This window comes from Paenibacillus sp. S-12 (assembly GCF_030363895.1).
GTDB classification, from domain to species: domain Bacteria; phylum Bacillota; class Bacilli; order Paenibacillales; family Paenibacillaceae; genus Paenibacillus_B; species Paenibacillus_B alvei.
On the sequence record NZ_JASIUF010000005.1, the window covers coordinates 383,683 to 399,029 of the forward strand.

General features: G+C 45.5%; 17 protein-coding genes and 4 tRNA genes. 19 read left to right on the plus strand and 2 right to left on the minus strand.

The features are described from left to right. Positions 1-109 precede the first annotated feature (109 nt). The 15 genes from pyrF to NO352_RS04580 all read left to right on the plus strand — a co-directional run bounded on the left by pyrF (position 110) and on the right by NO352_RS04580 (position 12,113). Entirely contained in the window at positions 110-850 is a 741-nt protein-coding gene (gene pyrF / locus NO352_RS04510) for an orotidine-5'-phosphate decarboxylase (protein WP_289354988.1), read from the plus strand. Then, positions 850-1,488: an orotate phosphoribosyltransferase gene (gene pyrE, locus NO352_RS04515; RefSeq protein WP_005548113.1), complete on the plus strand. Its 639-nt coding sequence runs from the start codon at positions 850-852 to the stop codon at positions 1,486-1,488. The genes pyrF and pyrE overlap by 1 nt, the downstream gene beginning before the upstream one ends. Positions 1,489-1,713: 225 nt before the next feature. After that, positions 1,714-2,586: an ABC transporter ATP-binding protein gene (locus tag NO352_RS04520; protein WP_289354989.1), complete on the plus strand. Its 873-nt coding sequence runs from the start codon at positions 1,714-1,716 to the stop codon at positions 2,584-2,586. Beyond that, positions 2,549-3,661, plus strand: a complete 1,113-nt coding sequence (locus NO352_RS04525) for an efflux RND transporter periplasmic adaptor subunit (RefSeq protein ID WP_289354990.1) — start codon at positions 2,549-2,551, stop codon at positions 3,659-3,661. Before NO352_RS04520 ends, NO352_RS04525 begins: the two co-directional genes overlap by 38 nt. Then, positions 3,661-6,522, plus strand: coding sequence for an ABC transporter permease (locus NO352_RS04530; protein WP_005548121.1), 2,862 nt, complete (start codon positions 3,661-3,663; stop codon positions 6,520-6,522). The genes NO352_RS04525 and NO352_RS04530 overlap by 1 nt, the downstream gene beginning before the upstream one ends. Positions 6,523-6,525: 3 nt before the next feature. Continuing rightward, the gene (locus NO352_RS04535) at positions 6,526-7,398 is read left to right on the plus strand and encodes an ABC transporter ATP-binding protein (RefSeq protein ID WP_005548123.1); all 873 of its coding nucleotides are present in this window, start codon (positions 6,526-6,528) and stop codon (positions 7,396-7,398) included. A 4-nt stretch (positions 7,399-7,402) separates the two neighbouring features. Further along, a complete protein-coding gene (locus tag NO352_RS04540; RefSeq protein WP_163975740.1) occupies positions 7,403-8,875 on the plus strand; it encodes an ABC transporter substrate-binding protein in 1,473 nt (490 codons plus the stop codon). Between the two features lie 125 nt (positions 8,876-9,000). After that, positions 9,001-9,165 (plus strand): hypothetical protein, encoded by a 165-nt coding sequence (locus NO352_RS04545; RefSeq protein WP_167549035.1) that lies wholly within the window; start codon positions 9,001-9,003, stop codon positions 9,163-9,165. 112 nt (positions 9,166-9,277) lie between these two features. Next, positions 9,278-9,354 (plus strand) — tRNA-Met (locus tag NO352_RS04550). Between the two features lie 24 nt (positions 9,355-9,378). Continuing rightward, a tRNA-Ile gene (locus NO352_RS04555) sits at positions 9,379-9,455 on the plus strand. Positions 9,456-10,168: 713 nt separating this feature from the next. Then, positions 10,169-10,257 (plus strand) — tRNA-Leu (locus NO352_RS04560). Positions 10,258-10,417: 160 nt separating this feature from the next. Beyond that, positions 10,418-11,089 (plus strand): uracil-DNA glycosylase, encoded by a 672-nt coding sequence (locus NO352_RS04565; protein ID WP_187698589.1) that lies wholly within the window; start codon positions 10,418-10,420, stop codon positions 11,087-11,089. Between the two features lie 151 nt (positions 11,090-11,240). Further along, a tRNA-Val gene (locus NO352_RS04570) sits at positions 11,241-11,316 on the plus strand. Between the two features lie 347 nt (positions 11,317-11,663). After that, the gene (locus NO352_RS04575) at positions 11,664-11,837 is read left to right on the plus strand and encodes a hypothetical protein (RefSeq protein WP_005548128.1); all 174 of its coding nucleotides are present in this window, start codon (positions 11,664-11,666) and stop codon (positions 11,835-11,837) included. 81 nt (positions 11,838-11,918) lie between these two features. Continuing rightward, on the plus strand, positions 11,919-12,113 hold the full coding sequence (locus NO352_RS04580; protein WP_005548130.1) for a hypothetical protein: 195 nt from the start codon (positions 11,919-11,921) through the stop codon (positions 12,111-12,113). A gap of 98 nt (positions 12,114-12,211) precedes the next feature. Here NO352_RS04580 and NO352_RS04585 read toward each other — a convergent pair whose 3' ends face one another. Beyond that, positions 12,212-12,382, minus strand: a complete 171-nt coding sequence (locus NO352_RS04585; RefSeq protein WP_005548133.1) for a hypothetical protein — start codon at positions 12,380-12,382, stop codon at positions 12,212-12,214. 141 nt (positions 12,383-12,523) lie between these two features. On the opposite strand from NO352_RS04585, the gene NO352_RS04590 reads away from it, so the two are divergent. Together NO352_RS04590 and NO352_RS04595 are read left to right on the plus strand one after the other, a co-directional pair. After that, entirely contained in the window at positions 12,524-12,970 is a 447-nt protein-coding gene (locus NO352_RS04590) for a GNAT family N-acetyltransferase (RefSeq protein WP_268599621.1), read from the plus strand. A 102-nt stretch (positions 12,971-13,072) separates the two neighbouring features. Further along, positions 13,073-13,306 (plus strand): DUF3892 domain-containing protein, encoded by a 234-nt coding sequence (locus tag NO352_RS04595; protein ID WP_005548137.1) that lies wholly within the window; start codon positions 13,073-13,075, stop codon positions 13,304-13,306. A gap of 68 nt (positions 13,307-13,374) precedes the next feature. Here the strand turns inward: NO352_RS04595 and NO352_RS04600 are convergent, their stop codons facing one another. Then, positions 13,375-14,112 (minus strand): MBL fold metallo-hydrolase, encoded by a 738-nt coding sequence (locus tag NO352_RS04600; protein ID WP_289354991.1) that lies wholly within the window; start codon positions 14,110-14,112, stop codon positions 13,375-13,377. Between the two features lie 146 nt (positions 14,113-14,258). Here NO352_RS04600 and NO352_RS04605 point away from each other — a divergent pair, with 146 nt between their 5' ends. Both NO352_RS04605 and NO352_RS04610 read left to right on the plus strand, forming a co-directional pair. Then, on the plus strand, positions 14,259-14,480 hold the full coding sequence (locus NO352_RS04605) for a hypothetical protein (RefSeq protein ID WP_430113391.1): 222 nt from the start codon (positions 14,259-14,261) through the stop codon (positions 14,478-14,480). Between the two features lie 136 nt (positions 14,481-14,616). Beyond that, positions 14,617-15,162 (plus strand): N-acetylmuramoyl-L-alanine amidase, encoded by a 546-nt coding sequence (locus NO352_RS04610; RefSeq protein ID WP_268599622.1) that lies wholly within the window; start codon positions 14,617-14,619, stop codon positions 15,160-15,162. Positions 15,163-15,347 lie beyond the last annotated feature (185 nt).

The following is a 15,347-nucleotide window of genomic DNA, read 5'->3' on the forward strand; positions in this document are numbered from 1 at the left end:
CTCACAATAGAAGCAAATTCGAGGAGGCCGCAAGGCCTCCTCGGAGTATGAATAGGCAGTGGACGAAACATGGAGCCAAAGTACGAAATAAATGCGAAGAGGTGTCAAGATGAACAAGCGATGGAGCGAGGCACAAGCGGCGGGCAAAATTATGGTCGCACTGGATTATCCGAATGCAGACGCAGCAAAAGAACTGCTGCAGCAGCTGCAAGGAATCCCTTGTTATATGAAGGTAGGTATGCAGCTGTTCTATGCGGCTGGCCCAGCGTTTGTTCGCGAACTGAAGGATAATGGATATAAAGTGTTTCTCGATGTGAAAATGCATGATATCCCGAACACGGTCAAGGGTGGAGCGAACAGTATTACGAAGCTAGGCGTCGATATGTTCAATGTCCATGCCGGAGGCGGAGCTGCTATGATGTCGGCTGCTGTTGAAGGTGTTGAGGCAGCGCTGGCTGAATATCCGGAGCTGAAGCGTCCGGTTGTCATCGCGGTTACACAATTGACGAGCACCAACGATAAGGTCATGAATGAGGAGATTGGTATTGCTGGAAATGTAGCCGACACGGTTGTTCGCTATGCGAAGTTGACAAAGCAAGCAGGGCTTGATGGGGTTGTAGCATCCCCTCAGGAGGTAACGGCGATTAAGGCAGCCTGCGGCGAAGATTTCCAAACGATTACGCCGGGGATTCGCCCGGCTGGCAGTGCAATGGGAGATCAATCCCGTGTCATGACGCCTGGACAAGCATTTGAACAAGGAACGGATTATATTGTGGTCGGTCGCCCAATTACGGCCGCGCCGAATCCGCGCGAAGCAATTCTATCTATTATAAAGGAGCTATTAAACTAATGACTACAACGAACCTGGAACGCACAATTGCACAGCATCTGTTAACTATCCAAGCGGTAGCGCTTCGTCCGAATGAGCCTTTTACGTGGACATCCGGCATTAAATCCCCGATTTACTGCGACAATCGCTTAACGATGTCCTATCCGGAGATTCGAAACGCCATTGCAGAAGGCTTTGCTTCCTTGGTGAAACAATATGCTCCTGATGCAGAAGTCATCGCAGGTACAGCTACAGCAGGCATTCCCCATGCTGCATGGGTGGCAGACAAGCTTGGCTTGCCAATGGCTTACATCCGCGACAAAGCAAAAGGTCATGGAAAGCAAAATCAAATTGAAGGGATCATCCGACCTGGTCAAAAGGTTGTTGTCATTGAGGACTTGATTTCCACTGGCGGCAGTTCTTTGAAGGCGGCCCTTGCAGTAAAGGAAGCGGGAGCTGAACCTTTGGCGGTATTGGCTATCTTCAGCTATCAACTGGAAAAAGCAACATCGGCCTTCGCAAAAGCGGGAATTCCGCTGCAGACGCTGTCAAATTATTCGGCGCTTATTCAAACAGCGCTTGAGCAAGGTGTTATTGAGCCCGCGGATATGGATGTGCTGCAAGCATGGCGCCATGATCCAACAACATGGGGAAACTAGAAAGATAACGAGTTTGATATCATTGTTAGCATATAAGACCGCATTTCTTAGAGACCTTTCCATCCCAAGTGAGAAGGTTTCTTTTTTTTAGAGCAGCATCCATAAATCGTCAAAATGCGCTTATAAAAGGAATCAAAAATTTTATCTTTTTTGCAGAAAAACGGTTAAGAACATTGTAACTTTTCACGCAAAACTTTCGTTTATACTTGAGGAGAGTTTGACGTCATGTCCGAGAAAGGGGCAGATATAAGGATGAAATGGCTTCGCAAACGGAAGCAGACAGACCAGGTCGAGGCTAATGAGGCAACCCCAGATCTCGAAGTGCATAAGCAGGACGAGAATGTTGCGAATAATGAGGCGAAATACATAGACGACAAAAAAACATCTTCTGAATGGCCTGCGCGCGCGGTTCCTGTCGCTCCAGATGAACCTATCCTCGAAGTTCGCGATGTGGAACGATCCTTCCAAGTGGGCAGTCAAAAGCTGCATGTCCTGAAAGGCATAAATATGGAAGTACATCCAGGGCAATTGGTTATGCTGAAGGGTCGATCCGGTTCAGGAAAAACGACCCTGCTTAATATGCTCGGAGGTCTGGATTTGCCTACAAAAGGCGAGATTTACTTCCGAGGAGAGGAGCTCTCTTCTTGGAGCGACAACAAGCGTACCTATACGCGGCGCAATGATATCGGCTTCATATTTCAGGCTTTTGCTTTAATGCCATTGTTATCTGCGTATGAGAATGTGGAACTGTCTCTTCGTATGGCGAACATTCCTCGTCATTTATGGAAGGAACGCGTTCAGCATTGCTTGGAATTGGTTGGTCTTGGAAAACGAATGAAGCACCGCCCGTTCGAAATGTCCGGCGGTGAGCAGCAGCGCGTTGCGATTGCAAAATCGATTGCACATAAGCCGCTGCTGCTGCTCGCGGATGAGCCTACAGCAGAGCTTGATTCACAGATGGGTGCGCAGGTCATGGGAGTATTCCGGCAAATTATACGCTCTGAACAGATCGCAATCTGCATGACAACCCACGATCCTACAATTTTGGAGGTAGCTGATCATGTTTATGAAATGGTCGACGGAAAATTCATCTCGTAATGGTGCAGATAAAAGGAAGAAATGGCGTCGATCGGCGCTAATCCTTATGTGCGGGGTTATGATGCTTACATCCGCATGTTCTTTGCTTCCTGATGAAGAACAGGAAGAGACGCTGCCGACAATTACGCCGCCAGCAATATCGAAAAAGCCAGAATATGAAGTTATGAGGGGTGAATGGATTTCTGATGTCAAGACTACAGGCAAAGTAATGTCGGAACAGGAAGAGACGTTCTTCTTCACCTTGGACAATAAGCCAATTAAGGATGTACTGGTCAAGAACGGAGACAACGTTAAGGCTGGTCAGGTACTGGCAGTGCTTGATGTTGAGGAAATGCAAAGGGATCTGCGTGCAAAGCGGAGAGAACTTCGCAAGCTGGAAGTGAAGATGAAGGAAACGCTACGCCAGAAGGATGAGATGGATCCAATTCAGTACGAAGATGAGCAAAATGCATACGAAGAGGCCCTTGAAAAGATTGCCGAAGTTGAAAACGATATTGCCAAAGGGTCGGTTACAGCTCCATTTGCTGGAACGGTCGTTAATGTCGCTGCGAAGAAAGGGAAAATGACAAAAAAATATGATCCTGTCGCAACCATCGCCAATACATCTCGACTCGTTGTGACGGTGGATGTACCAAAGGATGATTTGAAGAAAATTTCCCCTGGCATGGAGGTTGAATTAAGCATAAATTCGACAGGCAAAATCATAAAAGGAAAGGTTAAGGCGCTGCCTGCTCCTACATCGGACAAGGACAACGGGAATAACAACATTCCTGGCGAAGGCAACATGCCTGAACAGGATCGCATTGATAAATATGTAACCGTGTCGCTATCAGATAAGCTGCCTTCAACAGTGAACCGCGGCTCTATGCTTGGCGCTACTATAATTACGAAAAAACGCAGTAATGTTGTCTATATTCCGCCATCTGCGCTGCGAACACTTGGTGCTAGAACCTATGTACAGGTCGTTGATGAGAATGGTAAGCGCGAGGTTGACGTTGAGATAGGCGAGCAGGATGCTACAAGAGTTGAGATTAAAAAAGGACTTGAGCCTGGACAGAAAGTAGTGGGTCGCTAATGGGCATTCCTTTGTTGCGGTTTCTATACCGGAAAATGTGGAATACTCGCTGGCTGACACTCAGCACATTGCTAGGACTCATTGTGGCTGTATCTTTTACAGTCAGTATTCCCATGTATGCTGATGGCGCGCTGAAGCGGGTCGTATCTAAGACACTTCAGGACAATAGTGAATCCATGCCTGCCGGCTCATTGTCAATCAAATACCAAGCAACAGGCGGAACCAAAACGGATCCAAAGGACTTAAAGGAAGTTGATCGATACATACGTGAGGATGTGAAGGCGCAGGTTGGGTTTCCAGCCCAAATCTTTGTGAACGCGCGTTCACTCCGAGGAACAGAGGTCTATCCCGTTGATCCGAGCAAGGTAGATGCCAGCCGTGTTCGGACGATGACATTAGGCTCTTTGACAGATTTGAACGATCGAGTAGAATGGACACTCGGCAAGGAATATGGAGATGGCGAGCAGAATGGGGCTTTGCAGGTAGTTATGATGGAAGAAGCCATGTATCGCAATGATCTCCATATCGGCGACGAGCTTGAATATCCGGTCAGTGGCACGGATACCGTGTTGAAGGTAAAGCTGGTAGGCACATTCAAGCCGAAGGATGAAGCGAGTGCTTATTGGTTCCAAGGCTTGGAAGGAATGATGAACTCGTTGCTCGTCACACCGGCAACCTTCGATCAATTGATGGAGCAGAAGAAGCTGCCGATTTCCGTATCCAGCTGGTATTATGCGTTCGATTTGCGAGAGGTGAAGACAAGTCAGCTATCTTCACTGAGCTCTATGCTGGATCGCCTTAATATTGATTTGTACCAGAAGTTGAAGGGGACGCAAGTAGAGATCTCCTTCGCAAAAGTATTGAATGAGTTCCGCAGTCAAAGTGTGCAGCTGCAAATGATGCTGTTTACGTTAGCTGCGCCCATGATCGCGATGGTATTCTATTATATTGCGATGAATGCGAGTCAATCCTTGGAGAAGCAGCAGAGCGATATTGCGGTGCTGCGAAGCCGCGGAGCAAGTACGAGGCAAATTATTTGGCTTTATTTATTGGAAGGAATCATTCTGGGATTACTGGCCTTGGCACTGGCCCCGATATTCGGCTGGTTCATGGCGAAGTCAATTGGCTCGGCGAACGGCTTCCTGGAGTTCGTAAATCGGAAGTCCATTCCAGTAGGATTTACTACAGATGCTGTGATTTTCGGTGCAGTAGCAGTAATCATTGCCTTGTTCGCTAGTATTATTCCAGCAGTTGTCTTCGCTCGTTCTTCTATTGTGAATTTGAAGCAGAAGATGGCCCGATCAGACCGCAAGCCTGTGTGGCAGCGCTGGTTCCTCGATGTACTGCTGCTGGCCTTGGTTGGGTATGGTTATTACATGCTGAATGAAAGGCAGCTGCTGACATTCCAATCTGGAATAAGTTCTGATCAATTGCAGGTACAGCCGTTCCTCTTCTTTGTACCAGCACTTGCTATTTTTGCATGCGGTCTGTTCTTTTTGCGTCTGTTCCCGCTTATTCTTAAAATCGTACAGTGGGTTGGCGGGAAGCTGCTGCCAGTTCCGCTGTATTTGACGCTGACACAGCTGTCTCGTTCTGCCAAGACGTATTATCCGCTGATGATTCTGCTTATTCTTACACTCGGCTTAGGGGTATATAATGCCTCTGCTGCACGTACCATCGACATTAACTCGACAGAGCGCACCTTGTATAAGTATGGTACGGATGTCGTTATGCAAACTGTATGGGACTCTGAGCAGGAAATCATTCGGGATAAGAATAATGGCAAAGGGAATAACGGCGGCGGTGGAGGCGGCAACCCAGGGCAAGGCGGTGGCAACCAGCCACCTAAAGCAGGAAAGACCATATATACAGAGCCACCGTTTGAGTTATTCAGAAAAATGCCGGGTGTTGAGGCGGCAGCACGCGTATTGAAAACGAAGGGGAATGTCATTATTTCCGGACGCTCCATCGGTCAAGGTGAAATTATGGGGATCGACAATGTCGACTTCTCCAAAGTTGCTTGGTTCCGCAAGGATTTGTTCCCAACCCATCCGTTCCGTTATTTGGATGCACTCGGAAAATATACGGAATCTGCTGTTATTATACCGAGCAATGTAGCGAAGCAATATCAATTGAAGGAAGGCGACACCATCTCTATCGGATTTGGCGAGCAGATGGTTGAATTCGTAATTGTTGGGGTATTGCCTTATTGGCCAAGTATGTATCCCGATGAGAAGCCGTTCTTTATTGCGAACTTAGATTATATTTATGATCAAGTGCCAATAACACCATACGAAGTTTGGTTGAAAATGAAGGACAAAGCACAGCTAGGGCCAGTTATAACGGAATTGCAGAAGAAGGGCATTGAAATCTTCAGTGTGACGGATGTACGAAGCGAGCTTGCGACTCAGAGCAAGCACCCGACGAGAGGCGGAGTATTTGGCATTCTGAGTATGGGCTTCTTGATTTCCGTCATCATCTCCTTAATTGGATATTTGTTGTTCTGGTTCTTTAACTTGACGAGACGTGTGCTCCAGTTCGGTATTTTACGGGCAATGGGCTTGTCGCGCAGACAGCTGACCGGTATGCTTCTGTTGGAACAGCTATTTACGGCGGGGCTGTCCATCGTGTTCGGTATTTTGCTTGGCAAGCTGGCGAGCCGCTTATTCCTGCCATTCCTGCAAACAGCAGAAAGTTCGAAGATGCAGGTTCCGCCATTCCGGATTGTATTTGAATCACGAGATACGATTCAGCTGTACATCGTCGTTGGCGTGATGATCTTTACTGGCGCGACGCTGTTATTTATGCATATTCGTCGTCTACGCGTCCATCAAGCCGTGAAGATGGGAGAGGAGCGTTAATCGATGATACATTGTGAAGGGCTAGTCAAAATCTTCAAAACAGATGACATTGAAGTAGTTGCACTACAGGGATTGAACTTATCAGTAAAGCAAGGTGAGCTGATGGCGATTATCGGCAACAGCGGCAGTGGTAAATCAACGCTTCTGAACATTCTCGGCGGACTGGATCGTCCATCTGCCGGATCCGTTCAGGTTGGCAAGTGGGATTTGCTCAAAATAACAGATAAAGAGCTTGTCGAGTATAAGCGGGACACAGTTGGATTTATCTGGCAGAACAATGCTCGCAACCTGCTGCCTTACCTTACTGCACTGGAAAATGTAGAAGTGCCAATGATGCTGGCTGGCAAAATGGATCGCAAATATGCGAAGGAACTGCTGGAATGGGTTGGCCTCAGTCATCGAATGAATAATAAGCTTCATCAGTTGTCCGGCGGCGAGCAGCAGCGTGTTGCAATTGCGATATCGCTTGCGAACCGTCCGCAGATGCTGCTTGCTGACGAACCAACCGGATCTGTGGATACGCAGACCTCGGATATGATCATGAATATTTTCCGGCGGATGAGCACGGAATTAGGAGTCACAGTCGTAATCGTTACCCATGACCTATCGCTTGCGGGGAAGGTGGATCGTGTTGTTGCGATACGTGATGGCTTAACCAGCACAGAATTCATCAAGCGTAATCCGAATTTGGCCGCTGGAGGTGAGGAAGGATTCGGGCTTCAGGATCACCATGAGGCCTATGTGGTAGTCGATCGTGTCGGCCGATTGCAAGTGCCGAAGGAGTATTTGGAAGCTCTCGATATTCATGACAAAGCATCGATGGAATTAGACGGAGATAAAATTATTATCCGCACACCTAAGGAATTGGAGGAGTAACCAGATGAAAAAAAACTGGGTACGTAAATTATTAACGGTTACATTGGCAATGACGATGATTATTCCAATGTTGGCTGCATGTACGAATAAGGATGAGGTTGTACCAGGACAAGAGCGAGTATTGCGTATTGGCATGCAGTACGGCGGATATGATGATACCTATTTCCGTCAGCAATGGACCGATACATTTGAGATTACACATAAAGGAATCCGCATTGAGCTTGTTCCAGCCATTGACGGATCGGATATGCGGTATGATAACTCAGGCGATCCGAAGAAACAGCCTGACCGCTATGAAGCCATGAAGAAGCTGTTAAATTCCGCTAACCCGGTTGATATTGTTGTGACGGATTCATTCCAGTTCCGCAAGCTTGTTGAAGAAGGAATGCTGAAGCAGCTCGATCCTCTCGTACAGAAAGATAAAATTGATTTGTCCGATTTTGTTCCGACGGTAATCGACGGACTGAAGACGATGGGAGACAACAATTTATATGGTCTTTCACCTACTTTCTCATCCAGCGCGCTGTTCTTCAACAAAAAAATGTTCAGTGATGCAGGCATTGCTCCTCCAACTGATAATATGACATGGGATCAAGTGTTTACACTTGCTGCTAACCTTTCGAAGGGCGATGGAGCAGATCGGAAATACGGCTTCAGCTTCAACCGTTACAACGGATCTGACGTGTTCGACGACATGTTGAACTACTATGTATCCCCACTTAATCTCCGTATGTTCGATGACAAGGGAGAGAAGATGACGGTAAATACACCGCAGTGGGAGAAAGTATGGACAACGGTGAGTGATCTGGCCATCAAAAAAACCATTCCAACGGGCAACAGCAATAATGAAATGACAGGTCAAGCACCAGAGAATGAAAATCCATTCAGCCACGATAACTTCTTGTCAGGCAAGGTTGCAATGGCTATTAGCGATTACAATTACATTAATACCGAATTGGCTGATGCCATGAAGAATGCAGATAAAATCAAAGGCTTCAAGAAGTTTGATTGGGATGTCGTGACGCTGCCTTCACATCCCGAAGCTCCAGGCGTATCTGGCGGCTCGCAGTTATATAATATTTTTTCTATCAACCAAAAAGCAGCCAACCCAGATGATGCATGGGAATTTATCAAATTCATTAATAGTGAAGACTGGGCGAAGCTTCGTTCCCGCAGCAGTTGGGAAATGGTGTCCCGTCAGCAATACATCAAGCCAAAGGACGGTACGAATATAAATATTAGCGCATTCTATAAAACGAAGCCGGTACCTCCAACAAAGACAGATATGGATAAACTCATGGGAGACGGAAACTTGTGGCAGATTAATCAAATTGCCTCTGAATTGATGAAGCAAGTGATTGATAAGAAGAAATCAGTATCTGAAGCCTTGAAGGAATGGGAGACGAAAGGAAATCAGCTTCTCCTCCAGGCGAAGAACGGTGGAGGAACCCCTCCAGGCAACGTATATCACGATTAAGAGAGCAGGATAAAGGAAGAATCGGCATATTCCAGTCAATGGGAGATCGCCGATTCTTTTTTGTATAAATGGGAATAGTAGAAGAGACAAAAGTGTGTTGAAAGTTGGAACAAAGGGGTGTTCATGTGCATTGGGTATATTGGGGCAAGTTGTTTGATTCTAAGTTTCAAGCGCGCTGCATGCAGCAGCGTCTCGAACATGATGCATGGATTTATGGCTATGATGTATTGAAAGAGATTGAAGTATTTCGATCGAGAAGAGGGAAGTATGGGGTAAGGTTTCTTCGCTGACCATCATGTATTATAATTTTAATCTTTTTTTATTTTCCTCTTGACTGAACACGTGCACCTATTGTATAGTAATACTTGTCGCTGCTGAAGAAGTTCAGTTGTCGCAACATATCGCGGGGTGGAGCAGTCTGGTAGCTCGTCGGGCTCATAACCCGAAGGTCGTAGGTTCAAATCCTGCCCCCGCAACCAAACTTCATGAAATTGCAATGGTGAGGGCCCTTAGCTCAGTTGGTTAGAGCGGTCGGCTCATAACCGATTGGTCGGGGGTTCGAGTCCCTCAGGGCCCACCAATTATAATTTCATACATAGTAGTACTAAGACGCATCTTTCATCATAATGATTAAGCAATTGCTTAACAGAAATGAGATAGGTGTTTTTTTATTTGCAGAGAGATAAGCATAAGAAATGAAGATGCCTGTCAGCAGGGGATCTGCGGGCAGACTTCTGCTTGATTACGCTGTTCATCTTTGGTCAGTGCGTCGTAGGCGTCCAGAACTTTTTAGAGCGAAGCTTTTTCTTTTTTTGGTAATTGTATATATGGTCATCATAATAATATTGCTTGCTCTCATGCCGGATAATTGATCCAATGATAGCACCAATCATTTGGATGTCCACATCTGAAGGATAGGCATCTGCTCATTCCCAGATCCGAGTATGATTATTATCTTGGATAATCTCATCGCTGACAGGTATAATCGTCGTTTCACAGCCCATAATTCCCCTGGATGCTAAATGTTCCGTTGTACTATACAAGCGAAAGATTCCTATGAAATTAATGGGCAGCGTAAGATATGAACACGATTGCTGTTGAAAAAATAATGAAGTTGCTATTGCTCATTTGCGAACATTTACATCGTTAAATTTATTGTTGACATCATAACAAAGCGTATGATATATTATATCTTGTCGGTTGCGATATATAACAATCTGAATCGGAAGCAGAAGAGCAGCTTGTGAAGCGCAATGACCGCATATTTGAACCACATTGCGATGTGGAAAATGTGCCGGGGTGGCGGAATTGGCAGACGCACAGGACTTAAAATCCTGCGATGGGTGACCATCGTACGGGTTCGACCCCCGTCCTCGGCACCACGTATTGATGATTAGAACTCCTTTCCTGTTCAGACCTTGAACAAGTAAGGAGTTTTTTGCTTTATATTCTTATGTTTTCACATATGCCGCATGCTAAGAGTTTCAAATGCTAAACTATCATAAACAACTTGGTACAAACTTGGGAGGGAATACATTGGGGATGCATGTACAGAATGATTGGGCAGCGTTGCTGCATGATGAAGTAAGAAAGCCCTATTTTAAGCAGCTATGGGGCTGGCTTCGCCAAGAATACGAGCGTGCCGTCATTTATCCGCCATATGATCTCATATTTTCAGCGTTGAATGCCACTTCCTATGAAAATACGAAGATCGTTATCGTGGGCCAAGATCCTTATCATGGGCCAGGACAGGCACATGGATTAAGCTTCTCTGTTCAACCAGGGGTTAAGCTGCCGCCATCTCTACAAAATATGTTCAAAGAAGGAGCTGACGATGTAGGCCTGACAATTCCGAACAACGGAAGCTTGCTTCATTGGGCGAATCAGGGCATACTGATGCTGAACACAGTGCTGACTGTAGCGCAAGGACAAGCAGCCTCGCACCGCGGCAAGGGGTGGGAGAAATTCACGGATCGTATTATTGAGCTGTTGAATGAAAGAGAGCGCCCAATCATATTCGTGCTGTGGGGAAGTCATGCTCAAGCGAAAACGAGTATGATTGATCAGTCGAAGCATTATATTGTACAAGCTCCGCATCCAAGTCCACTCTCAGCGCACCGAGGCTTCTTTGGAAGCAAGCCATATTCGAAGATTAATAATAAGCTGCGTGAATGGGGCGAACAGGAAATCGACTGGCAAATACCTAATATATAAATGAAGATAGGCAGATATGTGAACTGCTGTCATGCCAGCACAAGAGGCATATGAATGAGGGGGGTTCACATGTCCGCCGTTGAAGTGAAAAATGATCTAGCTCAATTGACATGGTAATATATTGATGTTATATTAAGATTGTTGTTGACATGATCTGTTAGCTCAGCTGGGAGAGCACCATCTTGACAGGGTGGGGGTCAGTGGTTCGAGCCCACTACAGATCACCATACAATTTTAATCCACCCCCTTGGAAGCAAGGGGGTTTATTTTGTTTGCGAAGTGAAACAATACGCTTTTCTCTCAAACATAATCCTGTAATAAGATTTGCTAAAATAGAGCGATTGGTAAAAATCGCTGCGGCATTGTTATTTCAGGATTGCCTCAGTGGTTATCAGTTTGTGTCAGTATGTAGACTTCTCTCGAAGTTATCAAGCAACCATCATTCGTAAGTAATGATAGTTGCTTTTTTTATTGTCTGTTCGTGTTATCGAGAACTAAAGTAACAGAGAAGTTCATATAGTGAAGGTATAACTGATATTCCAAGTTAATAATGAGGACAAGCGGAGGGTTGAAAATGGGAGCTGAACTATTTGTATGGCTGACAGCGGTATTTGGTTTGGTTGCTGTTGTTTGCTGGTTTTTGTCTCGTCTGCTCATATTTGATAGTACGAGGCATGATGAGCAATTCGTATGGCTGCGCTCAGTTGAAGAAGACGGCAGCAATGGAAATGAAATCATAAACCGATGAATTGAAATGTTTAAGGAGATAACTTTACGGTGAAAATAGGGGCTATACGTAAAGTTATGAGATGTAAGCGGGGGATTCATCATGCGAAGACCATGGGCCTTATTGGGCGTGGTAATGTTGACAGGGGTCATCATTGGCGTCTTGCTTATTGGGGTAAGGTTGAGCGTGGTCGATGCAAGTCGCTCCAACCCTCTGCTAGAGCCTACAGAGAGGACGATTCCTATCTATGAGGATGTGTATGGCAAGCCGATTATGGAGGAAGTGTATGATCCTTAAAGTGTAGCCATACATAAGGTTGTAACTGACAGCCCCGGTTTCCGAATCTATAAGATTCGACCGGGGCTGCTTCTGTTCATAGCAGATAGTATAATTCTTTATGAGTCAGAGCTTGTTGTGGAATGATTGGATTGCTTTTGTGCGTCGTCCATAGGATCGTATGCATCCCATTTGCGTGCATAGGCCTTCTTCGTCACGTAGAGCAGTAAGAGAACCATGCCGATAACCATGATGACAACAGCGATGACAGTAGCAATAATCGGATCCATCTTGTACCTCCTTACCAATGTAAGCGTATCCGTTACTGCAACTATACATGAAAATGATTTTTTTGTATAATATAAATTCGTTTGCAGTAGCTCAGAGACTATACATTTGCTGCTGCACATTTCATTCGGAGGTGAGCGGGAGTGGCTGCAGAAATCATTGAAGTTAGGACGCAGGAGCAATTGGATGAATGTATTGCTATACGTAAAGAGGTATTCGTGGCTGAGCAACATGTACCTGAAGAAGAAGAATGTGACGAATACGACATCTTGGGAGCTCCAGCCTTTCACGTTCTGCTGATGTCGGATGGGCAGTATGCTGCGACAGGACGTGTGAAGCTTTTGGATGAATTCACTGCTAAAATGCAACGCATTGCAGTAAGAAAGCCGTTTCGCGGAAAAGGAATTGGACGAGTCTTAATGGTGGGCTTGGAACAAATCGCACGAAAACACGGTGTTGAGAAATGTGTATTGGACGGTCAATGCCAAGCGGAAGGGTTTTATTACTCTTTGGGCTATGAAACGGTATCAGAGGAGCCATTCTTAGATGCAGGCATTCCTCATGTCCGGATGGAGAAAAAGCTGTTATAGATGGTGTAGGTTGAATTCGGCTCATCATTTTGAGTTTTTTGGATATCCTACCTATAATCGCATCTGAAGGTAGTTTGATGCCCGTAGATAGGAGGATGTTCAATGTCACAACGCGAATCATTTGTAGCTGTTCAAAAAAATGGAGATGGCGATTTGACGGCGTTCCAAACGAGCGCAGGTCGGATATTGAATTATGAGCAAGCTCTCCAAGCCGTTCAAAATGGAGAAATTGCAGGTGTGAATGCATTTAAGGGAAGGGACGGCGGCACTTATATTCGTGGAGATGCCGACGGCGACCCTAGTAACAATTTGGATAATTTGCCGTCCTTCGAGTAACAAGCACGTTATGTAAAAGAGCACTTTCAGCACCTAAATAGGTCGCTGTAAAGTGCTCTTTTGGCATTTTACTCGATTGTATACAGTAGGTGCTGATTCACAAATGACATAGCACCAGTTTTCCCCTCGTATTCGGGTCGATCATCCCCATAATGCATTAGGGAAATGCGGCTTTGCATTGATTCAGGCAGCGTCAAGAGCTCGGCCAGCGTCGTATGTACTTCCCCCTTGCCTGTTAATTGGCAATCGTGATAGATAGTGGTTACTCCGCGTGATTCAACCAATTTATATAGCAGCTCAGGCTGGAACTGCATATCAGCACTATAGAAGAAGGTATGATTGAACAGCAGGGAATAACTACGTTTGCCTTCGATATGTGGAGTTTCAATCAATTCAACAATGAGACCATCAGCAATCTTATATGGCTGCTGAGGCTCAATTGCATATACGTCGAATACGTCCTCCAAGCATGTTATTCCTTCTTGGGTTAGTCCTCCCCGTAATGTATGTTCCCACAATACAGTCACGAGCGGTGCAGCAATAAACAAGCTAGGCTTGCGACCATATTTGAATTTCATTTGGAAGGCGAATTCCTCTAATCCTCCAACATGATCAGCATGAATGTGAGAAATGAGAATACCATCGATATCGGAGAACGATTTGTTCAGTTGGTGAAGCGCCATTGGTGCAGTAAATCCACAGTCGATGAGCAGTGTGAATTCATCTGCGTAGAGTAATCCGTTGTTATTAAAGTATGATTTGGCAAATGCACTGCCTGTCCCTAACATTTGAATGCGAAGGTTCATATTTATCCTCCTATTGGCTGACAAGGCTTAAATTACGCCTATACTGTACCATGACTGGGATAAATGCACAAGCAAGGGTGTGAAATCCTGCATAACATGCAATAATCAGCGTTCAGTTGGTAAGTAGCAAGTCACGTGAATTGCACATGAAGCGGGTGATCGGCATGACGAAGGGTAAAGGCAAAAAGAAGACGACAGTGCAGTTGGGCCAAGAAGAGTACACGATGAAATTAGTAACCTCAGATCGGTGTGAAGTATGCAAAACCCCGTGTGCACGTGGTATGGAATACATTGAGCGAATGTCTCAGCCAGGTGCAGTTGGCAGTGGTGTTCCTTGTGTGTTAACTCGCTCCCAAATAAGCGGTTAGTTGTTCGTTTACAGGAAGTCATGTGCCGGGAGTTGTGCTGTGTAGGTTCGGAAAAATCATTTCCCGGGTCATAATGGCTCTAAAGTTATGCGGCTGGCCTATATTCGTACCTGTTGAACAAATAGGAGGTATTGCGATGCAGCTGAATATTGTATGGAGAGGGAATGAGCATACCAATTCAAGTGATCGCAAGGGTGAAATTCCCCAGATTATTGTGAATCATATTTCTGCCCAGAGCATATCTCGTCTGGATGCTTGGTATACATGTCCGGATAACAAAATATCTTCCGCTCATTTTATCGTCTCCAAAAACGGTTTAATTTACCAATATGTAGGTTTAGAACGCATGGCATTCTCCCAAGGACTAGAAGGAGAGCGAATAGCGCTTGCTCCTGCCTATATTGTACGTGATAAAGGAATCAATCCCAATTTATATGCAGTATCAATTGAACATGAGGGGATGGACGGGCTTCTTACCGAGGAGCAATATTTGGCAAGCCTTAATCTGCATCGATATATTCAGCAATATGTCATGGAGCAATGGGGACATTGGATTCCATTAGATTATGAACATGTATTGGGACATTTTCAGATAGACGGAAGAAGAAAAGCCAACTGTCCAGGCCCAAACTTTCCTTGGAGGCGGTTATATGAGGATATGCGGCATGACGGGCAGGCTTGAGGATTTCGGCTGAAATCACCAATAATGAGCTTAGGAGAATGCGTATCATTTATTGTTCGACAAGAAAGGGCATGTAAAGCAAAGATCAAGGTTAGGGACAATACAACTGGTTCTATAAGGCATTCATACATTGCTGCTGCAAAGAAGGAAAGGTTATTTACGAAGCCAGCGCAACTCTGCTGTAT